22 protein-coding genes and 1 tRNA gene are annotated in these 19,695 nt (G+C 68.3%); 14 read left to right on the top strand and 9 right to left on the bottom strand.

Annotated elements, in window-relative coordinates; translation table 11 throughout:
- Positions 1 to 18 precede the first annotated feature (18 nt).
- From ACWPN3_RS22025 to ACWPN3_RS22005, 5 genes are all read left to right on the top strand, one after another.
- A complete protein-coding gene (locus tag ACWPN3_RS22025) occupies positions 19 to 1,119 on the top strand; it encodes a serine hydrolase domain-containing protein (protein WP_492241172.1) in 1,101 nt (366 codons plus the stop codon).
- Between the two features lie 174 nt (positions 1,120 to 1,293).
- Positions 1,294 to 3,039, top strand: a complete 1,746-nt coding sequence (locus tag ACWPN3_RS22020) for a long-chain-fatty-acid--CoA ligase (RefSeq protein WP_109445402.1) — start codon at positions 1,294 to 1,296, stop codon at positions 3,037 to 3,039.
- On the top strand, positions 3,036 to 3,326 hold the full coding sequence (locus tag ACWPN3_RS22015) for an acylphosphatase (RefSeq protein WP_492241171.1): 291 nt from the start codon (positions 3,036 to 3,038) through the stop codon (positions 3,324 to 3,326). Before ACWPN3_RS22020 ends, ACWPN3_RS22015 begins: the two co-directional genes overlap by 4 nt.
- A gap of 120 nt (positions 3,327 to 3,446) precedes the next feature.
- On the top strand, positions 3,447 to 4,316 hold the full coding sequence (locus ACWPN3_RS22010) for a hypothetical protein (protein ID WP_492261743.1): 870 nt from the start codon (positions 3,447 to 3,449) through the stop codon (positions 4,314 to 4,316).
- Positions 4,303 to 4,815, top strand: a complete 513-nt coding sequence (locus ACWPN3_RS22005) for a hypothetical protein (RefSeq protein WP_492241168.1) — start codon at positions 4,303 to 4,305, stop codon at positions 4,813 to 4,815. Before ACWPN3_RS22010 ends, ACWPN3_RS22005 begins: the two co-directional genes overlap by 14 nt.
- Here the strand turns inward: ACWPN3_RS22005 and lipB are convergent.
- Positions 4,812 to 5,546 (bottom strand): lipoyl(octanoyl) transferase LipB, encoded by a 735-nt coding sequence (gene lipB / locus ACWPN3_RS22000; RefSeq protein ID WP_109445406.1) that lies wholly within the window; start codon positions 5,544 to 5,546, stop codon positions 4,812 to 4,814. The genes ACWPN3_RS22005 and lipB overlap by 4 nt on opposite strands.
- A 162-nt stretch (positions 5,547 to 5,708) precedes the next feature.
- Here lipB and ACWPN3_RS21995 point away from each other — a divergent pair.
- A tRNA-Leu gene (locus ACWPN3_RS21995) sits at positions 5,709 to 5,793 on the top strand.
- Between the two features lie 107 nt (positions 5,794 to 5,900).
- On the opposite strand, the gene ACWPN3_RS21990 is transcribed toward ACWPN3_RS21995, so the two are convergent.
- Positions 5,901 to 6,614, bottom strand: a complete 714-nt coding sequence (locus ACWPN3_RS21990; RefSeq protein ID WP_492241167.1) for a phosphatase PAP2 family protein — start codon at positions 6,612 to 6,614, stop codon at positions 5,901 to 5,903.
- A 403-nt stretch (positions 6,615 to 7,017) separates the two neighbouring features.
- Here ACWPN3_RS21990 and ACWPN3_RS21985 point away from each other — a divergent pair, with 403 nt between their 5' ends.
- A complete protein-coding gene (locus ACWPN3_RS21985; protein WP_492241166.1) occupies positions 7,018 to 7,323 on the top strand; it encodes a hypothetical protein in 306 nt (101 codons plus the stop codon).
- Positions 7,324 to 7,415: 92 nt separating this feature from the next.
- Here the strand turns inward: ACWPN3_RS21985 and ACWPN3_RS21980 are convergent, their stop codons facing one another.
- Positions 7,416 to 7,718, bottom strand: coding sequence for an STAS domain-containing protein (locus ACWPN3_RS21980; protein ID WP_109445408.1), 303 nt, complete (start codon positions 7,716 to 7,718; stop codon positions 7,416 to 7,418).
- Between the two features lie 354 nt (positions 7,719 to 8,072).
- Between ACWPN3_RS21980 and mgtE the strand changes: the two genes are divergently transcribed.
- Positions 8,073 to 9,512, top strand: a complete 1,440-nt coding sequence (mgtE, locus tag ACWPN3_RS21975) for a magnesium transporter (RefSeq protein WP_492241165.1) — start codon at positions 8,073 to 8,075, stop codon at positions 9,510 to 9,512.
- 50 nt (positions 9,513 to 9,562) lie between these two features.
- Here the strand turns inward: mgtE and ACWPN3_RS21970 are convergent, their stop codons facing one another.
- A complete protein-coding gene (locus tag ACWPN3_RS21970; RefSeq protein ID WP_109445410.1) occupies positions 9,563 to 10,519 on the bottom strand; it encodes an acetyl-CoA carboxylase carboxyltransferase subunit alpha in 957 nt (318 codons plus the stop codon).
- A gap of 193 nt (positions 10,520 to 10,712) precedes the next feature.
- Between ACWPN3_RS21970 and ACWPN3_RS21965 the strand changes: the two genes are divergently transcribed.
- Positions 10,713 to 11,465: a class I SAM-dependent methyltransferase gene (locus ACWPN3_RS21965; RefSeq protein ID WP_492241164.1), complete on the top strand. Its 753-nt coding sequence runs from the start codon at positions 10,713 to 10,715 to the stop codon at positions 11,463 to 11,465.
- Positions 11,466 to 11,500: 35 nt separating this feature from the next.
- Here the strand turns inward: ACWPN3_RS21965 and aceB are convergent, their stop codons facing one another.
- The gene (gene aceB, locus ACWPN3_RS21960) at positions 11,501 to 13,105 is read right to left on the bottom strand and encodes a malate synthase A (RefSeq protein ID WP_492241163.1); all 1,605 of its coding nucleotides are present in this window, start codon (positions 13,103 to 13,105) and stop codon (positions 11,501 to 11,503) included.
- Positions 13,106 to 13,195: 90 nt separating this feature from the next.
- Positions 13,196 to 14,248 carry a phage shock protein operon transcriptional activator gene (gene pspF, locus ACWPN3_RS21955; RefSeq protein WP_492261742.1) on the bottom strand — a complete coding sequence of 351 codons (1,053 nt, stop codon included), beginning with the start codon at positions 14,246 to 14,248 and terminating at the stop codon, positions 13,196 to 13,198.
- Positions 14,249 to 14,427: 179 nt separating this feature from the next.
- On the opposite strand from pspF, the gene ACWPN3_RS21950 reads away from it, so the two are divergent.
- The 4 genes from ACWPN3_RS21950 to pspC all read left to right on the top strand — a co-directional run bounded on the left by ACWPN3_RS21950 (position 14,428) and on the right by pspC (position 16,054).
- Positions 14,428 to 14,592: a hypothetical protein gene (locus ACWPN3_RS21950; RefSeq protein ID WP_199237550.1), complete on the top strand. Its 165-nt coding sequence runs from the start codon at positions 14,428 to 14,430 to the stop codon at positions 14,590 to 14,592.
- 17 nt (positions 14,593 to 14,609) lie between these two features.
- A complete protein-coding gene (gene pspA / locus ACWPN3_RS21945; RefSeq protein WP_109445414.1) occupies positions 14,610 to 15,281 on the top strand; it encodes a phage shock protein PspA in 672 nt (223 codons plus the stop codon).
- A gap of 81 nt (positions 15,282 to 15,362) precedes the next feature.
- Entirely contained in the window at positions 15,363 to 15,590 is a 228-nt protein-coding gene (gene pspB, locus ACWPN3_RS21940; protein WP_109051986.1) for an envelope stress response membrane protein PspB, read from the top strand.
- A gap of 62 nt (positions 15,591 to 15,652) precedes the next feature.
- Positions 15,653 to 16,054, top strand: coding sequence for an envelope stress response membrane protein PspC (gene pspC, locus ACWPN3_RS21935; RefSeq protein ID WP_109445415.1), 402 nt, complete (start codon positions 15,653 to 15,655; stop codon positions 16,052 to 16,054).
- Positions 16,055 to 16,123: 69 nt separating this feature from the next.
- Here the strand turns inward: pspC and ACWPN3_RS21930 are convergent, their stop codons facing one another.
- Complete coding sequence (locus tag ACWPN3_RS21930; RefSeq protein WP_492261741.1) at positions 16,124 to 16,252, bottom strand: hypothetical protein; 129 nt, start codon at positions 16,250 to 16,252, stop codon at positions 16,124 to 16,126.
- A gap of 269 nt (positions 16,253 to 16,521) precedes the next feature.
- Here ACWPN3_RS21930 and ACWPN3_RS21925 point away from each other — a divergent pair, with 269 nt between their 5' ends.
- Positions 16,522 to 17,088: an MAPEG family protein gene (locus tag ACWPN3_RS21925; protein WP_492241161.1), complete on the top strand. Its 567-nt coding sequence runs from the start codon at positions 16,522 to 16,524 to the stop codon at positions 17,086 to 17,088.
- Here the strand turns inward: ACWPN3_RS21925 and ACWPN3_RS21920 are convergent.
- Together ACWPN3_RS21920 and ACWPN3_RS21915 are read right to left on the bottom strand one after the other, a co-directional pair.
- Positions 17,027 to 17,992, bottom strand: a complete 966-nt coding sequence (locus tag ACWPN3_RS21920; RefSeq protein WP_492241160.1) for a glycosyltransferase family 2 protein — start codon at positions 17,990 to 17,992, stop codon at positions 17,027 to 17,029. The two genes, ACWPN3_RS21925 and ACWPN3_RS21920, sit on opposite strands and share 62 nt — an antisense overlap.
- Complete coding sequence (locus ACWPN3_RS21915) at positions 17,989 to 19,398, bottom strand: O-antigen polymerase (RefSeq protein WP_492241159.1); 1,410 nt, start codon at positions 19,396 to 19,398, stop codon at positions 17,989 to 17,991. Before ACWPN3_RS21915 ends, ACWPN3_RS21920 begins: the two co-directional genes overlap by 4 nt.
- Between the last annotated feature and the right edge of the window lie 297 nt (positions 19,399 to 19,695).

The following is a 19,695-nucleotide window of genomic DNA, read 5'->3' as shown; positions in this document are numbered from 1 at the left end:
GCGGGGAGCGGACAGGCGATGGGGAAGGACAGGAACGGGGCGGCCGGGGCGGATCCCGAAGTGGCGGTGCTGACCGTGGCGCTCGCCGGCCTGCTGGAGGAGGACAGCGCAAGCCCGGCCCCGGCGTCCACGGCGCTCGTCGCCATCGCCCGCGGCCGGGGCGCCGATGCGGAACCGGTGCGGACGCTGGTGCTGCGGCGGAAGGGGAGGCACAGCGGGGCGGCGGGCGAGGATTTGGCCGACCGGCGCGCCCTGGTCTACAGCCTGACCAAGACCATTCTCGCCGCAGCCGTGCTGCGGCTGGTCGCCCGCGGCGTTGTCGAGCTGGATGGGCCGGCGGAGCGCTGGCTGCCGGAACTGGCCGGACGGCAGGGATCGGTCACCGTGGCGCAGATCCTGACCCACCGAGCCGGACTGCCGGATTATGGCGGGCAGGCCGACTATCACGCCGCCGTCGCCGCCGGTGCGACGCCTTGGAGCGGCGACGAGTTCCTGGCCCGCTGCGGCGTTGCCAGGGGGGAGGGACCGCCGGTCGGCAGCTTCGCCTATTCCAACATCGGCTATCTGCTGATCGGCCGGCTGCTGGAGCGGGCGGGCGGCGCTCCGCTGGCGGAGATTCTGGGGCGCGAGGTCTTCGCGCCGCTCGGCCTCGCCAGCGCGTCGCTGCTGCGTGACCGCGCCGACCTCGACGGGCTGTTCTTCGGGCCGAGCCCGGCCTTCGGCGGGGCTGCGGTGGCGGAGGCCTATCATCCCGGCTGGGTGTCGCATGGGGTGGTGGCGATGACGGCGGCGGACGCCTGCCGCCTCATTCATGGTCTGGCCGAGGAGTATCTGCCGGGCCCGTTGCTGCGGCGCATGCGCGATGGGCTGCCGGTCGGCGGGCCGATGGGCGGGCGGCCCTGGGTCGAGCCGTCCTATGGGCTGGGGATGATGGTGGAGCTGGACCCGGCGGCCGGTCCCTATTGGGGCCATACCGGCGGCGGTCCGGGGGTGACGCCGGCGGCCTACCATGCGCCGGGGCCGGTCCCGGTCTCCGTCGCCGTCCTTCTGGATGGCGAGGACGGGGCGCTGGCCGAATGGATGGCGGTGGAGGTGCTGCACCGGCTGCGCAGTCGTTAAGGGAGCGCGCGCTACAGCCTCCGCTTGTTCATCTCCCGCTTGTTCATGGGGGTCGCGATCCCATCTCCTCTCCAGGGGACAATTCCCCGCTTCCCGGCGTAGGCTCGGGGGAGAAGACGGTGCCGGACGAAACCGGCAACCGGGAACAGGAACCAATGGGGGAGGAACCGCGCGATGGGAGATGCCGCCCGCAAGCTGCCCGATTATCCATGGCTGGCCTCGTACCCGCCGACGGTGGACTGGGCGATGCCGATCCCGGTCCGGCCGCTGACCGAACTGCTGGAGGGGGCGGTCGCCCGCCATGGCGACAAGCCCTGCCTGAATTTCCTCGGCAAGCGCACCAGCTACCGCGAGTTGGGCCGGCTGGTCGACCGCGCCGCCCGCGGCTTCCAGGCCATCGGGGTGGGCAAGGGGACGCGGGTCGGGCTGTTCCTGCCCAACACGCCCTATTACGTCGTCGCCTTCTTCGCCATCCTGAAGGCCGGCGGCACGGTGGTGAACTTCAACCCGCTCTATGCCGAACGCGAACTGGTCCACCAGATCGGCGACAGCGACATCGACCTGATGGTCACGCTGGACCTGAAGCTGCTGTATGACAAGATGGCGCGGATGCTGGCCGAGACCGGGCTGAAGCGGCTGGTGATCTGCCGCATGGCCGACATCCTGCCCTTCCCGAAGAACTGGCTGTTCCCCATCGCCAAGAAGGCGGAGATCGCGGCGATCCCGCGCGACGACCGCCACATCCCCTTTGCCAGGCTGATCGCAAATGACGGCCGGCCGAGCCCGGTCGTCCTCGATGCGCGGGAGGACGTGGCGGTGCTGCAATACACCGGCGGCACCACCGGCGTGCCGAAGGGCGCGATGCTGACCCACGCCAACCTCTACGCCAACACCATCCAGTGCGCGACCTGGTACGCGGCGAAGGAGCGCAAGCCGGGGGAGGGCGGTGCGGAAGACGGGCAGGAGCGCATGCTGGGCGTGCTGCCGCTGTTCCATGTCTTCGCCATGACCGCGGTGATGAATTTCGGCCTTCATCTGGGGGCGGAGATCATCCTGCTGCCGCGCTTCGAACTGGAGCAGGTGATGCGCACCCTGCAGAAGGAGCGGATCACCCTGTTCCCGGCGGTGCCGACCATCTACACGGCGATCAACCATCACAAGCACCTGAAGGACTACGACCTGTCCTCCATCCGCTTCTGCATGTCGGGCGGGGCGCCGCTGCCGCTGGAGGTGAAGGAGGCGTTCGAGCGCACCACCGGCTGCACGCTGGTGGAAGGCTACGGACTGTCGGAATGCTCGCCCGTCGCGACGGTGAACCCGGCGGTGTTGCATGCGACCAAGAAGGGCTCCATCGGCCTGCCGCTGCCTGGTACGATCATCGAGATCGTCAGCCTGGAGGAGCCGCGCCGCGTCCTGCCCCCCGGCGAGAAGGGCGAGGTCTGCATCCGCGGGCCGCAGGTGATGAAGGGCTATTGGCGCCGCCCGGCCGAAACGGCTGAGACGCTGATCGACGGGCGGCTGCACACCGGCGATGTCGGGATCATGGACGAGGACGGCTACACCACCATCGTCGACCGCATCAAGGACATGATCCTGTGCAGCGGTTTCAACGTCTATCCCCGCAATGTCGAGGAGGCGATCTACCTGCATCCCGCCGTCGCCGAGTGCGTGGTGGCCGGCGTGCCGGACGAGTATCGCGGCCAGACGGTCAAGGCCTATGTCCGGCTCGACGACGGCCAGAGCCTGACCGCCGGGGAGCTGACCGCCTTCCTGAAGGACAAGCTGTCGCCCATCGAGATGCCGAAAGTCGTGGAATTCCGCCAGGAGCTGCCCAAGACCATGATCGGGAAACTGTCCCGCAAGGCCCTGCTGGACGAGGAGCAGGTCAGGCGGACCGCGGCGAAGGATGGCGCCGCATGAGCGCCGACGACCGGAAGGCGGTGCGTGTCCGCATCCAGGGCAAGGTGCAGGGGGTGTGGTATCGTGGCTGGACCGTTGAGCGGGCCGGCACGCTCGGTCTGACCGGCTGGGTGCGCAACCGCAGCGACGGCACGGTGGAGGCCCTGTTCGCCGGCCCCGCCGACACCGTCGACCGCATGCTGGAGGACTGCCGCCGCGGCCCGCCGTCGGCAATCGTCCGCGACGTGGTGTCCGAACCGGAACAGGATCCGGGCATGGCCGGGTTCGAGCAGCGGCCGACGGCATGAGCCCGGCGTTAGCCTTCCGCTAACCATGACGGCGGCATGCTGGCGGTGGATGCGGGTTTTGGGCCTTGTGGTTGAGGGGCGACGGCCGGGATGACCGCCAACAAATCGGATGTGGCCGGGATGAAGGCCATGCTCACCGGCGTCTTCGCCAAGGCGGCGAAGGCGAAGGACAAGGCCGGCCGCAAGCCGGGTGCCGCCCCGACTCCGAAATCCTCCACCGGGCCGGGGCAGGACCCCGCCGTCCGTCTCAGCCTGGGGCCTGTGGCGGTGGAGGATGCGCCGGCACGCCCGTTCCAAGCTCTCCAAGCTTCGGCGGCTGATGATGGCCTTGCCGACCGGCTGGACCCTGCGATCCGGGCGCTGGCGCGCGATCTCGGGCGGCTGCTGACCGCCTTCGGGATGGACGGAAGCGAGGCCGCGGCGGCGGAGGCGGCGCTGGCCGCCCGCTTCGGCGATGCCGAGCGCCGGGCTGCCGTCGCCGCGCTGGATGGCCCGGCGGGCGCTTTGCGGCCCTTGGCAGACGGTGTCCGGCAGGAGGTGGCGGTCGAGCTGAGCGGGATCGGCCTTGCCTTGTCCGATGGAAAGGCGTGCGTGCGGCTGGACGGTGCGGCCCTTGCGCTGGCGCGGGTGCCGGCGGAAGAGAGGGGGGAGGGGCTGGCCGCCATCCTCGGCGCCCTCCGCTCCGCCATCCGGCCGGGCAAGGGGCTGACGGTCGAGACCGACCGGGTCGCCATCGACGATCTCGGCCGGGTGATGGAGATTCTGACCGCGGCGATGACCGCGCCGCCGCAAGGTCTGGAAGGCACGGTGATGCTGTCGCCCTCGGGTGCGCCTGCCGATGGCGGGGCGATGGAACTGGCGCTGACGCTGTCAGGCCGGCTGGGAGAGGCGGTCGCCCCCGCACTGCCCGAAGCCAAGCCGGCAAAGGAGCGTCAGCCTGGCGATGTGGTGGGCGAGGTGAAGGAGCGTGGGTTCGATGTCCGGATTTGATGTGCGCGTCCTGGCAGCCCTTTGCCTGTGCGGACTGGTGCTGCCGGGGGCCGCGCCGGCGCTGGCCGGTGCGCTGGAGCGGACGGAGCCCGGCCATCAGGCGCCGCCGCAGCCGGGGGGCAACCTGCCCATCGCCCCGCCCATCGTGCAGTATGCGCTGCCCTCGCAATGGATGACGATCCGTTCCAAGGAGGACTGGCGCAAGGCCGGCAGCTTCGAGAAGGAGTTGAGCAAGGATTGCGCCGCCCTGCGCTTCGGCGAAATCGAGCCGATGCGCTTCCGCGCCTATTACAAGGGCGAGGTGCTGGGCGTCGCCTTCGGCCATGGGCTGAACCTGCGCGACCCCGGCAGGAAGGCCGACCGCAAGAAGATCTACCTGTTCCGCAACGGCGATTCGACCAACTGCACCGTGCAGTCGATGGACAACAAGGACCCGCGGGTGAACCCTGCCGGCAACCAGGCCGCCACCCCGGCCGCCGGCGGGTTCAAGAAGTATTAGACTTCCGACCCATCCCGCATCTCGCCGCCGAACACCTCCGGCCAGGCCGCGATCAGGGCGGAGTCCACATCCTCCATCGTCACCAGCTGGCCCAGCGCCACGATGGAGGTGACGCCATGCTCGGCGATGCCGCAGGGGACGATGCCGCCGAAATGGGACAGGTCCGGCTCGACGTTCAGGGCGATGCCGTGGAAGCTGACCCAGCGGCGCACCCGCACGCCGATGGCGGCGATCTTGTCCTCCTGCCCTTTCAGCCCGCCATAGGGCTGCTTGTCGACCCAGATGCCGACGCGCCCCTCGCGCCGCTCGCCCTTGATGTTGAAGGAGGCGAGCGTGCGGACGATCCACTCCTCCAGGTCGCGGACGAAGCCGCGGATGTCGGCGCCGCGCGCCTTCAGGTCCAGCATGACGTAGGCCACCCGCTGTCCCGGCCCGTGATAGGTGTACTGGCCGCCGCGGCCGCTGCGGTAGACGGGGAAGCGGTCGGCCTCCAGCAGATCCTCGTCCCTGGCACTGGTGCCGGCGGTGTAGAGCGGCGGATGTTCCAGCAGCCAGACCAGTTCCGGTGCCGTGCCGGCGCGGATCGCCTCGACGCGCGCCTCCATCTCGGCGATGGCGTCGGGGTAGGGCACAGGCTCGTCGGAAATGCGCCACTCGATCGGCTGCCGGGCGGCGGAGGTGTCGGGCTGACTGGCGGACAGGCTGGCAGGCTGGCTTGTCAGGGAGGTCATTCGATGGGTTCTCTGATGGCATCGGTGGACCGGCCGGAGGGCCGTTCCGAATTTTTCTTCGCAGAAGATGATTGTAGCGCTTGATCGACCGTCGGGAAGCTGATATCTACCCGCTCCACCCGATGAGGCGCGCAAGCGAGCGTCGGGGACTACCAGCCTGATGCGGTCGTGGCGGAATTGGTAGACGCGCAGCGTTGAGGTCGCTGTGGGGCAACCCGTGGAAGTTCGAGTCTTCTCGACCGCACCACTCTCCCATGCAGATGGGACCATCCCGGGGATACGGGAAAGACGAAAGGCCCGCAGGTCGCAAGACCGAGCGGGCTTTTTCGTGTCCGGGCCCCGGCGTTGCTGGATTTAGCCGGCCAGCGCGTGCAGCAGCTTCGATGCTCCGCCGGCGGCGCGGCGGACATCCTCGAACAGCACCATCATCTCGTAGATCGCCAGGAAGGCGCCGCTGTAGAACCAGGGGCGCCAGCGGTCCTCAATCCGGGCGACCAGCCGGTGAACGCCGTCCATCGGCAGCAGCCGGGCGACCGCCACGGCGCTGAGGATGCCCAGCAGCGCGCCGCCGGTGACGTCGCCAGGGTAATGCAGGCCGAGATAGACCCGCGGCAGCGAGATCACCAGCGCCGCCCACAGGCAGGCCAGCAATCCCCATGGACGGGAGGCGCGGACGAAGGTGGCGGCCAGTGCGAAGCCCAGGGCGGCATTGTCGCTGGGGAAGGAACTCCAGTTCTTCAGCGCCTCGCGGCTCTGGCCGATGGGCGGGACGAAGGGCAGGCCGGCGTCGTGCAACGGTCGGGGCCGGGCCGGCATCACCGCCTGGATCAGGATGGATGCCGCCACCGCCAGCACCACGGCGGCGATGGCGTCCACAACCAGCCGGCGTCCGCCCTGCGTGTCCTCCCGGCGGAACCACAGCCACCACAGCGCCGCGCTGAACAGGCCGAGCTTGACCAGATAGATGTTGGCGATCCCGCGCACCGCCATGTCCAACGCCGCGCTGTGCCCGGCAAACTGTTTCAGCCAGAGCAGCAGCGTCTGGTCGAGGCGATGCAGAGACTCCACACGGCGTCTCCTCGAAAGGACGGGAGGGAGGTGCCAAGTGTTGCGGTTTTATGACAGGGGCGGTCAATGGAGCATCGGAAGACGCCATCCGGGTCAGGGACGGCGGCTTCGGGGTGCCTCTCCCGCCGATGCCTCCCGCTGGCCCCGGGCCATACACTCCCGATTGCAGACAGCGGGTGGCTTCATGAGATGAAGAAGCATTTGATATCGATGTCGATAATATGAAGAAAATATAATCGGCTGAATGATGCTGTCAGAGAACAATTGCCCTGCTGTTTTCTGCCCTACTCTTGCCGCTTATCGAAAGTGGTAATATCCTGCGCTGCGAGAGGCGGAGTGGATGGCGATAAGCCAAGCCATTCAAGATACGGATTGCATGGGGGATTTTATGGCGACTGTCGTGATGATGAAACACCCGCAGACGGGGCTTACCAAGAAGGGGCTGGTCGGGTTCAGCTGGACCACGCTGTTCTTCGGCGGCTTTCCTGCCCTGTTCCGCGGCGACTGGGGGATGGGCCTTCTCCTGACGCTGCTGGCCTTCTTCACCGGTAACATTTCCAGCATCATCGCCGCGTTTCTCTACAACAAGAGCTACACGTCCAAGCTGATCGAGAAGGGCTACGTCTTCGCCGATACCGAGGCGTTGAACAGCCTGGCCCGCGCCAAGCTCGGCGTCGATACGGGTGCCGCGGTGCCGAACCCGACCTGATCGGTCGTGACCGTTCGATCTCGAGGCGGAAAAGACGAAGGGCGGTGCACGGTGCGGCACCGCCCTTCGTCTTTTCCGGCCCCTTGTCCTTTTCAGCGGAACTCGATGTATCGGTCCAGCGTGGCGCGGCGCAGCGCGCGGACGATGTGAGGGGGAGCGCCGCTGGCGACGATGTGGCCGCCGGCCTCCCGGCAGCGGTTGGCCAGGATGAACATCATCCCGATGGCGGCGGAATCGATGAAGGTGACGAAACGCAGGTCGATCCGGACCACCGGTTTGGCCGCGAAATCCCAGTCGCGCAGCATGTCGTGGAAGCGGTTGCCATCCTCATAGGTGCAGCGGCCGGACAACAGGATGCCGTCGCAACCATCGACAGTGGTGAAGGCATACTCCATCGGCCCGTCCGGTCCCTCTCCCCATGATGCGGCGCCTGCGATGCGCTGCGGGCCCATGGGAGCATGAAGGGTTGCGGCGGTGCAAGGGTATGGTGGCAAAAGCGGCCGAGCCGGCCGGCCCCTGCCGAAGCGGGCTGGACAAACGGAGGCGGCGCCTCTATGTCGGGGTCGCTTCCGCCGACACCGGTCCCGTTCCCTTGCAGCGGATTTCCGGAACCGGCCGGAAGGCTTCCACAACCCGCAAACCCTGAACGCCGCCGGCCACCGTCCGATGTCGCGGAGCCGTCTGCCGTTCCCTTGCCGCCGCTTCGGCCTGGCATCCGGGGATTGCATCGTCGAAGGGAGGGTGCCGGCATGCCCACCGATCCCCATGCACCGGTTCCGCGGACGGACAGCGCCGCCAGCGCCCATGGTCATGCCCAGGGACAGGGCCTGGAGGCTGAGGACGAACGTCGCTACGGCGTCGAGCCGGAGTTCGTGGAGGCGATCGCCGGCCTGCTGCGCGCCCGCGAGCGCGATGCCGTGCTGGCGCGGCTGGACGGGCTGCATGCCGCCGACATCGCCGACCTGATCGAACAGGCCGAGCCGGCCGAGCGCGCCGACCTGATCGACCTGCTGCCCACCGAGCTGGATGGCGAGGTGCTGTCCTACCTGAACCCGGACCTGCGCGAATCGCTGATCGGGCGGTTCGAGCCGCAGGAACTGGCCGACGCCGTCGCCGACCTCGACACCGACGACGCGGTGGAACTGATCGAGGATCTGGACGCGGAGACGCGGGCGCAGATCCTGGCGAAGCTGCCCGATGCCGAACGCGCCCTGGTCCAGGAGAACCTGACCTACGACGAGGACAGCGCCGGCCGCATGATGCAGCGCGAGCTGGTCGCGGTGCCGGAATTCTGGACGGTCGGCAAGACCATCGACTTCATCCGGGCGGCGACCGACACGCTGCCGGAGGATTTCTACGACATCTTCATCGTCGATCCGATGCACCGGGTGGTCGGGGCCGTGCCGCTGTCTCGCCTGCTGCGCCAGCGCCGCGCCGTGCGCATCGCCGATCTGGTGACCGGCGAGGTCGACGCCATCCCCGCCACCATGGAGCGGGAGGAGGTGGCGAACCTGTTCCGTCAATATGCCCTGGTGTCGGCCCCGGTGGTCGATGCCGCCGGCCGGCTGATCGGCGTCATCACCGTCGACGACGTCGTGCGCATCATCGACGAGGAGGCGGACGACGACCTGCGCAAGCTGAGCGGGTCGGGCGACAGCGGCGTGTTCAGCGGCATCGGCGACATCGCCCGCAGCCGTGTCGGCTGGCTGATCATCAACCTCGGCACCGCCTTCCTGGCGTCGGGCGTCATCTCGCTGTTCGAGGGCACCATCGAGCAGATCGTGGCGCTGGCGGTGCTGATGCCCATCGTCGCCTCGATGGGCGGCAATGCCGGCACCCAGACGCTGGCGGTCGTCGTCCGCGCGCTCGCGACTCACGACCTGTCGTCGGCCAACGCGATGCGCGTGGTGGGGAAGGAGCTGCTGGTCGGGCTGATCAACGGCGGCATCTTCGCCGTGATGGTCGGGCTGATCGCGCTGGTCTGGTACGGCCCGCTGATCGGCGTCGTCATCGGACTCGCCATGATCATCAATCTGGTGGTGGCGGGCCTGAGCGGAGCGCTGATCCCGCTGGGGCTGGAAAAGCTGGGGGTGGACCCGGCGGTGTCGAGTGCGGTGTTCCTGACGACGGTGACGGACGTCGTCGGCTTCCTGGCATTCCTCGGGCTGGCGTCGGTGTTTTTGCTGTAGGGGAGAGTCTCCCCGCGAGTGCGGGGGAGGGCCGCACAGGGCTTCGGGCTTCAGCCCAGGCCCTTCTGCCCCATCTCCAGGAACTTCTCGCGGCGCTTGGCGCGCAGGGTGACGCCGTCCAGCCCGTCCATTTCGCCCAGCGACTCCTCGATGCAGTCGCCCAGCTTCCTGATCGTCTCGGCCGGGTCGCGGTGGGCGCCGCCGATGGGCTCGCTCACCACATGGTCGATGACGCCCAGTTCCTTCAGGTCCTGGCTGATCAGGCGCAGCGCGATGGCCGCCTCGCCCGCCATGTCGGAGCTGCGCCACAGGATCGACGCGCAGCCTTCCGGCGAGATCACCGAATAGATGGCGTGTTCCAGCATCAGCACGCGGTCGGCGGTGGCGATCGCGATGGCGCCGCCCGAGCCGCCTTCGCCGATGACCGAGGCGACCATCGGCACGTTCAGCCGCAGGCAGCGCTCGATGCTCTTGGCGATGGCCTCGGCCTGGCCGCGCTCCTCCGCCTGGACGCCGGGGAAGGCGCCGGCGGTGTCGACCAGCGAGACCACCGGCAGCTTGAAGCGGTCGGCCAGATCCATCAGGCGCTGGGCCTTGCGGTAGCCTTCCGGCTTCGCCATGCCGAAATTGTGGCGGACGCGCGTTTCGGTGTCGTTGCCCTTCTCCTGGCCGATCACCACCACGGACCGGCCGCGGAAGCGACCCAGACCGCCGATGACCGCACGGTCCTCGGCGAAATGGCGGTCGCCGGCCAGCGGCGTGAAGTCCTCGATCAGGCCATGCACATAGTCCAGGCAGTGCGGCCGATTGGGGTGGCGGGCCACCTGTACCTTCTGCGCGGGCGTGAGCTTGGCGTAGGTCTGCCGCAGGAGCTTGTCGACCTTGGCCTGCAGCTTGGCGACCTCGTCGGCGATGTTGATGTCGCCGGCGTTGGTCAGATGCCGCAACTCCTCGATCTTGCCTTCAAGCTCGGCGATGGGCTTTTCGAATTCCAGGAAGGTCTGCATGCCGGACACAGGTGGTTGGCGAGGCGCACGAAAAATCGCGCGCTTGGTAGCACGCCCGGCGCGCCTGCGCCACAGCGGAAAGATGCGGGGCACCCCGGGAAGGGTTCCGCGACGAACCCACAGGGTTTATCCTCATCCGCCGGGAAATTCCAAGCCTAATCGTTGTCCCGGTTGATCGAGGCGATCCCACCCCATGCGTTCCTTCAAGGACCATTTCTCCGGCCATGCCGGCGACTACCGCGCCTTCCGGCCGAGCTATCCGCCCGGATTGGCAGCCGCCCTGGCCGATGCGGCACCGGCGCGCGGGCTGGCCTGGGACGTCGGCTGCGGCAACGGGCAGTTCTCCGTGGCGCTGGCCGGGCAGTTCGCGGCGGTCCAGGCCACCGACGCCAGCGCGGAGCAGATCGCGCAAGGCCAAGCGCATGACCGCGTCCGCTATGCCGTCGCCCCGGCGGAGGAAAGCGGCCTCCCCGACGGCTGCTGCGACCTGATCGTCGCGGCGCAGGCGGCGCACTGGTTCGACCTCGGGCGCTTCTATGCCGAGGTGAGGCGGGTGGCGAAGCCGGGGGCGGCGGTGGCGCTGGTCTGCTACGGCCGCCAGTGGCTGGACGATCCCGTTCTGGATCCGGTGGTGGAGCGGTTCCACAACGGCACGCTGGGGCCTTACTGGCCGGCCGACCGCTGGAAGGTGATCGAGGGCTATCGCGGCATGGACTTCCCGTTTCCGGAACTGCCGGTGCCGCCGCTGGCGATGGAGGCGGCGTGGCCGCTGCCGCGGCTGCTCGGCTACATGAACACCTGGTCGGGGGTGAAGGCGGCGACCAGGGCGCTGGGCAGCAACCCGCTGGAGGAGTTTGCCGAGGAGATCGCGCCGCTGTGGGGCGACCCGGAGACCGAGCGGCGGATCCGCTGGCCGCTGACGGTCCGGCTGGGGCGGGTGGGGTAGGGGGCGCTGCGTCCCCCTCCTTGACGCTTCGCCTTTTACGCTCCCTCCGCCACCACCCGCTCATAGGCCGGCAGGGTCAGGAAGTCGGCGAAGTCCTCCCGCGCCACCAGATCGCGGAACAGGGCCGCGGCGTCGGTGTAGCGGCCCCCGGCGTAGGCTTCGGCGCCGGCGCGGGCCTTCCAGGCCGACAGCTCCCCGGCGATGACGCGGTCGACGAGGTCCAGCGTCACGGCCTGACCGTCGTCCAGCGCGGTGCCGGTGTGGAGCCATTGCCAGAGCTGGGTGCGGCTGATCTCCGCCGTGGCGGCGTCCTCCATCAGGTTGAACAGCGGGACACAGCCCTGGCCGCGCAGCCACGCCTCGATATAGCCGATGCCGACCGCCACATTGTTGCGCAAGCCCGCCTCGGTCTTCGGCCCGGCGGGCACCGCCAGCAGGTCGGCGGCGGTGACGCTCACGTCGGTGCGCTTGCGGGCGATCTGGTTCGGCGTCGGCATGTAGGCGTCGAACACCTCGCGCGCCACCGGGACCAGCCCGGGATGTGCGACCCAGGTGCCGTCATGGCCGTTGGACGCCTCGCGCTCCTTGTCGGCGCGCACGCGGGAGAAGGCGACCTCGTTGGCCTCCGGGTTGTCCTTGACCGGGATGAAGGCGGCCATGCCGCCGATGGCCGGCGCGTTGCGGCGGTGGCAGGTCTTGACCGCCAGCTGGCTGTAGGCCGACAGGAAGGGGGTGGCCATCGTCACCTCCGCCCGGTCGGGCATGACGGCGGCGGGGTCCTTGCGGAACTTCTTGATGAAGCTGAAGATATAGTCCCAGCGGCCGCAGTTCAGGCCGGCGGAATGCTCGCGCAGCTCATACAGGATCTCGTCCATCTCGAAGGCGGCGAGGATGGTCTCGATCAGCACCGTCGCCTTGATCGAGCCGTGCGGCAGATGGAGATACTCCTCCGCCACCAGGAAGACCTCGCGCCACAGCCGCGCCTCGAAATGGCTTTCCAGCTTGGGCAGGTAGAAATAGGGACCGCTGCCGCGCGCCAGCAGCTCCTTGGCGTTGTGGAAAACATGCAGGCCGAAGTCGAACAGCGCGCCCGACATCGGCTCGCCGTCCATCAGCACATGGCGTTCCTCCAGATGCCAGCCGCGCGGCCGGACCTTGAGCACCGCGGTCTTGTCCCCGAGGCGGTATTTCTTCCCGCTGGCCGGATCCTCGTGGGTGATGGTCCGGCGCACCGCGTCGCGGATGTTGATCTGCCCCTCGACCAGATTGGTCCAGGTCGGACAGGTGGCATCCTCGTAATCGGCCATGAAGACTTTGGCGCCGCTGTTCAGCGCGTTGATGACCATCTTGCGGTCGACCGGGCCGGTGATCTCCACCCGGCGGTCGAGCAGGTCGACGGGCAGCGGGCTGATCGTCCAGTCGGCGTCGCGGATCGCGCGGGTTTCCGGCAGGAAGTCGGGCTTGTGGCCCTGGTCGAGCAATGCCTGCCGCTTGGTCCGCACATCCAGCAGCCGCAGCCGTTCGCCGCCGAAGCGCCCCTCCAGCTCCGCCAGGAAGGCCATTGCCTCCGGCGTCAGGATCTCCTCGAAACCGGGGTTGATCGGACCGCGGACCTCAAGACCCGACATGCTGGTGACCATCGTGCTGCTCCCCATCCCGTATCGTGGCGAACCGCTCTGCCGGCGGTTGGCAACTGGTATAACACGGCAAACGAGCAGCCCGGGGACGGCCTAAGGTCGCAGATGGGCCGGCGGGATCAGCCCGTGCTTCTTCAGCATGCCGCGCAGCTGGTGATAGCCCAGCCCCAGCGACTCGGCGGTCTGGCGCTGGTTGAAGCGGTTGCGCTCCAGCGCGTCGCGCAGGATAAATTCCTCGAAAGCGCGGACCTGATCGAGGATGCCGCCATCGAAGGCGGGGACGGCGGCGGAGACGGGGACGGGGGCCTGCGTTGTGGGAGGCGCCGCCTCGACGCGTGCCGCCTCTTGGCGGGCATTCGGGGCCGCGGCCGGACGCCAGGGCGACTCGAAGGGGTCGAGGACGATGTGGTCGAGCGGCTCGTCGGGGTCGGCGGCGGCGACGGAGCGCTCCACCGCGTTGCGCAGCTCGCGCACGTTGCCGGGCCAGTCATGGCCGCGCAGCCGGTCGAGGGCAGCATCGGTGAAGCCGGGGAACAGCGGGCGTTGCAGCTCGCGCACCATGCCATGGGCGAAATGCTCGGCCAGCGGCGGGATGTCGGCGGGGCGGGCGCGCAGCGGCGGCAGGGTCACCACATCGAAGGCCAGCCGGTCGAGCAGGTCGGCGCGGAAGCGGCCGGCGGCGGCCAGCGCCGGCAGGTCGGCGTTGGTGGCGCCGACGACCCGGACATCGACGGTGGCGGTGCGCCCGCCGACCCGCTCGATCTCGCCATACTCGACGGCGCGCAGCAGCTTTTCCTGAACGGCGGGGGAGGCGGTGGCGATCTCGTCGAGGAACAGGGTGCCGCCGTCGGCCTGCTCGATCCGGCCGATCTGCCGGCGGGTGGCGCCGGTGAAGGCCCCGGCCTCATGCCCGAACAGCTCCGAATCCAGCAGCGACTCCGGCAGGGCCGCGCAGTTCACCTTGACGAAGGGACGGTCCCACCGCTGCGACAGGTAGTGCAGCCGGGCGGCGATCAGCTCCTTGCCGGTCCCGCGCTCGCCGATCACCAGCACCGGCCGTTCCAGCGGCGCCACCCGCGACACATGTGCCAGCGCCGCCAGGAAGGCGGGCAATTCGCCGAGCAGGGAAGGCGGAGTGGCGGACATCGTGGATTTTGCCAATGGTTCGCTGATTTGACGACTATATCGTCTAAATGGCGATGCGGCAATCCACGGGTTTGAGCAGTGCGAACTGCCCGATGTCCAGGCGTTCCAACGGGTTGGAGCCTTTTCGGCCGAACTGGCACGGTGGTTGCGATAGCTCTGTCATGGCAAGGAGGTCATCCATGAGCGACTTCAGCGATTTCCGCCGCCGCTACGGCGGTGACCGCTTCACCGCGTCGCAGGGGCGCCCGCTGGCGCGCCGCGTGCGCAACTATCTCGCCACCCGGCCGGCCGAAAGCTGGCTGTTCTTCTTCGCCGGCATCGTCGCCGGCGCCATCCTCGGCTGATTGACGGGATACCTATCATGAGCATCTTTTCGCGCCTGACCGACATCGTGCAGTCGAACCTCAACTCCCTGCTCGACCGCGCCGAGGAGCCGGAGAAGCTGATCCGCCTGATCATCCAGGAGATGGAAGACACGCTGGTCGAGGTGCGCTCCTCCACCGTCAAGATCATCGCGGAGAAGAAGGAGATCGAACGCCGCGTCGCCGATCTCCGCCGCGAGCGCGACGAGTGGGACCGCAAGGCCGAGGTGGCACTGACCGCCGGCCGCGAGGATCTCGCCAAGGGCGCCCTGATGGCCAAGTCGAAGGTCGCCGAGCAGGCCGACACGCTGACCGAACAGCTGGTGCAGGTCGAAGCGGCCCTGTCCAAGGCCAACGAGGACATCGGCCGCCTGCAGGCCAAGCTGGCCGACGCCAAGGCCCGCGAGAAGGCGCTGGTGGCCCGCACCCAGACCGCGGCCAACCGCGTCAAGGTGCGCGGCGCCCTGCATGACGAGCGCATCAACGAGGCGCTGTCGCGCTTCGAGCAGGTCGAGCGCAACCTGGACGAGCTGGAGGGCCGCGTCGAGTCCTACGACATCGGCCGCACCAAGAGCCTGACCGAGGAGATCGCCGAACTTGAGGCGAGCCAGAAGGTCGAGGAGGATCTGGCCGCGCTGAAGGCCCGTGTCGCCGCCCGCCGCAACGGCTGACGGCGGATCGGACCCGGCCGCCGGGGTGGGGCTTCGAGGCCCCACCCACTCCCCTCACGACAATAAGAAGGCCCGACGACCATGGGGTTCCTGGGTTTCGTCCTTGCGGTGCTGTTCCTGGTGGTGGTGGCGCCGGTCTGGATCGTCTTCCACTACATCACCAAATGGCGCTCGCAGCGCGGGCTGTCCGCGCAGGACGAACGGCTTCTGGCCGAACTGTGGGAAATCTCCAACCGGCTGGAGACTCGCGTCCATGCGCTGGAACGCGTGCTGGACGCCGAGGCGCCGAATTGGCGCAACAAGCTGTGACGGTGGTTCGCCGGCTGTAGCGCGCCTTTTCAGGCAGTTTCATTCAATATTTGGGAGGAGTCATGGACCGCGCGTCCCCTTACGACTCGCCGAATCCGCACCGGCTCTACCGCGACCCGCAGCGCGGGGTGCTGGGCGGGGTGTGCACGGGCATCGCCGATTACTTCGGGATGCAGCCGGGCGTCGTCCGGCTGGCGATGCTAGTCGCCCTGTTCTTCTTTTCGGTGCCGCTGGTGATCGCCTATGTCATCGCGCTGATCGTGCTGCCGGTGCGTCCGCCGCAGCTGTACCGCGATGCCGAGGAAGAGGCGTTCTGGCGGACGGTGTCGACCAAGCCCGACCGCTCGCTCGCGGGCCTGACCCAGCGCTTCCGCGACATGGAGAAGCGGATCGTCGGGATGGAAGCCTACGTCGCCTCGAAGGAATTCGAGCTGAACCGCGCGATCCGCGATCTGGATCGCTGATTGCCTCAGAGATTGCCTCAGAATGAGCCGGTCCGCCGATCCCCGACCGGGGTCGGGGGGCCGGTGACGTCAGCGCCGCTGGCGGCGCCGGTCGCGGACGCGGATCGGAATCGGTTTGGGCGTCGGCATCGTGGCGATCAGACCGGCCAACGCCGCAGCCGTCGCCACCGCACCACCCAGCAGAACGAAATCCATCATAGGCCCTCCACCATCGAGATCCCCGCGTTCACCCACATGGTGAAGCAGATGGTTACAACATGGTAGCGAAAAGAGTGACTGACAACATCTCCGCCCATTGCGGTCGCCCCTAGGTCACACCGCCAGGGGACACCGGAGGCGGCGTCCGGGCCTTGATCCAAATCACGGGCTGGGCCGTTATTGGTCGAAAGGACAGAGAGCCGTCTTTTCCAGATGGGAAGGGGCAGGCGCTTTGTCGAATCGCCGCCCTTTGACGGAGCCCCGCCCCGATGTCCGAAAGCAGCCTTCACCAACGCGCCTCCCGCCGGCGCAAATCCCTGCTCCGCGGTGCTTTGATGCTGAACGGGGCGTCGGTGGTGGTGACGGCGCTGTTGTTCGTCCTGCTGCTGTCGCTGGTGGCGCCGCCGATGGGGCTGAACGCGCCCGGCGCGCGGATGGCGCTGTGGGCCCGGCTGGCTCTGTGGCCGGCGCTGCTGCTGTTCGGCATGGTCGCCGGCGTGATGGCGATGCGCGGCCGCAGCCAGGCCTTCAACCCGATCGAGGATCCCGAGTCGCGCGGCCAGCGCGTCTGCCAGCGGGTGCTGGCCAACAGCGTGGAACAGTCCGCCATCTTCGTCCCGGCTCTGGCAGCCCTGGTCGCCACCCTGCCGCAGCCCTCGCTGGGAGCGGCGGTGGTGGCGACCGGCCTGTTCGTGCTGGGGCGGCTGCTGTTCTGGGCGGGGTATCTGGTGCATCCCTTCGCGCGGGCGCCGGGCATGGCGATGACGCTGACCGTCAATCTGATCGTGCTGGGCTGGGCCGTTCTGCTGCAACTGGGCGGGATGCAGCCCGGCTGACGGGTTTGTCCGCAGATTTTCTTTCCAGTGGGGCAGCGCTGGCCGGGGCCGCGGTCTTCGCCAGATGCAGCCAGCGATTATAGGCCTCCACACTGACCGGCGCCCGGTGCTTCCGCCCGATGCGGACGATCTCCGGCAGGGCCAGCAGCACCTTCAGATCGGTCAGGCGTGGGCCGTTGCGCAGGTTCTTCCAGCTGTTGCCGGCCCAGCTGCGCGCCAGCCGCCACGCCATCAACGACGACGGGCAGCGCGCCACCTCGCGGATCAGGTCGTTGCGGTGGTTGTAGAAGCGCTCCATCCCCGGCTTGCGGCCCTTCTCGCTCTTGTCGTGGTAGACCATGACGTCGGGCAATGCCACGACGCGGTAGCCGGCGCCGACCAGCCGCAGGCAGCGATCCTTCTCCTCGCCCTGGCGGTAGAGCTCCGGCATGTAGAGACCGACCTGCTCCACGGCGCTTCGCCGCAGCAGATGGCCGCATCCGACATACCAGGGCACGTCGAACGGAGCGGCGCCCTTGGGAAAATAGACCAGCCCGTCGCGCGTCTCGATGTTGCAGGCGACGGCGGCGACCTCCGGATTCTCCTCCAGATAGGCGACGCAGCGGGCGAGCCCGTCCGGATCCTCGAACCAGCTGTCGTCGTCGACAGACAGGATGCAGTCGCCGGTGGTGTTCACGAAACCGAAGTTGCGGGCCAGGATCAGCCCGCCATTGTGCGGCTGGCGGACGTAGCGGACGGTGGGGAACTCCGCCCGCATCATGGCGCCGGTGCCATCGCTGGAGCCGTCGTCGATGACGATGATCTCCATCGGCGGGGTGGTCTGGGTCATCAGCCGGGTCAGCGCGATGCGCAGTTCCGGCCCGCGGTTGTAGGTGGCGATGACGGCGCTGACGCTCAGCGTCATGACGGCCTCCTTCCGACGTAATTGGGCGGTGCCACCACCGGGCGAAGCGGGTCGTCGTCCAGGATGCCCCAGGCGCGCAAGGCTCGCGTCAGCCCGATCCACAGCAGGATCGGCAGCAGCGAGAAGAAGCCGAACTTCACAATGGTGATGTTGCCGTCGCGGAACCATTGCAGGCACAGCGGCAGGAAGGCGCAATAGAACAGCACGGCATAGCGGTTGCGGAATCCGCTGGTCCAGAACCAGCGGTGCAGGCGGCCGAGGATCAGGCCGACCACCACCATGGTGACGATCATGCCGATCCAGCCGGCGCTCATCCAGCCGTCGCCGGGCAGCGAGGTGGTCAGGTTGTAGAAGACGCCGTAGTCGTTCAGGTCCACCCATTTCACCGGCGCGCCCACCGGCTTGCCCGGCCACAGCAGGCGGGGGATCGGCTCGGTGAACAGCTGCAGATACTGGGTGAACCAGGTGTAGGTCGCAGATTGCTTCGGCACCACCCACAGGATGTAGGCGAGGAAGTCGAAGTTCGCCAGATCCTGGCCGGCCAGCGCGTCGAGCGCCCGGCCGCTGCCGCTGCCGCCGTTGAACTTCAGCAGGACGGAGGCGGGCGCGTCGCCGGCCAGCACGTCGCGGAAGGCGTCGCGGTTGTTGCCCAGCACGGTGAACAGCCCCATCACCGGGATGGCCGCCAGCACATGCCACAGCCGGAACCATTTGGTGCGGCTGCGGTACAGCATCAGCAGCACCAGACCCAGGATGCCCATGATGATGGCCCAGCGGCCCCAGCCCAGATAGGCGCGGTAGGCGACGAAGCCGGCGAAGGGGATGAAGGACAGCGGGTGGAAGCGGCAGACCCAGATCAGCCCCAGCGTCAGCGGCAGGCCCATCGAATGGGCCTCCGCGATGTAGCCGGTGGTGTTGGTGTAGATCGGCTGGCCGGTCAGCGGGTCGCGCTCCATCTGCACGTCGCCGGTGCCGTCGAAACTGGCGCCGCCCTGGCGCTGGACCGCCGAATAGATGGCGAGCGGACCCAGTAGCGCCGCGGTGGTCAGGAAGGCGACGATGTCGACGCGGTCGAAGGTGAAGGCCGGCGCCGGCTCGCCGTTCGGGGTCCAATCGGGCCGGACCAGACCCGCCCAGATGCAGGCGGCGGAAAAAGCGATCAACGCCACCGAACTGACCACCAGCGTCATGACGAACTGCTGCTCGCTCGGCCAGAATCCCATGAACAGCCAGACATCGTCGAAATGCTGGGTGTGGACCAGGACCGGCCGCATGACGAAGACCAGGGTGTGGAAGATCAGGTACAGCGTCAGCGGATGGAACATCGACGCGCTGCCGGAGCTGAGGTACACCGCGGTCACCAGCACCAGCACCAGGACCTGCGCGATCAGCGCCATTTCGATCATCGGCAAACCGTCCCCGGTTGTAGGCTCCGCCTGGACAGACAGGCGATCCGCAGGCAAACGGGTACGACCGGCCGGTCAGGCTAGGATGAAAAGCCAGCCTATACGTCCCGTCCCGGTCGGGCAGGTGTGCAGAGGGCGTGGCCCCTTCGCACCCGCACACCCCCTTCGCGCTTTTGCCGGTGCCGTTGGCCTGGGTCAGTCTCCCCCTTCGGCGGCCTTCACGGCTGTTTCGCCCGGCCGCCATTTTGGAGGAGGTTCTCCCATGTTCCGTTCCCAAACTCGTCTTCGGAGTGGAGC

Source organism: Azospirillum sp. UENF 111221 (assembly GCF_058780625.1).
This window is presented reverse-complemented; position numbering and strand designations above follow the sequence as displayed.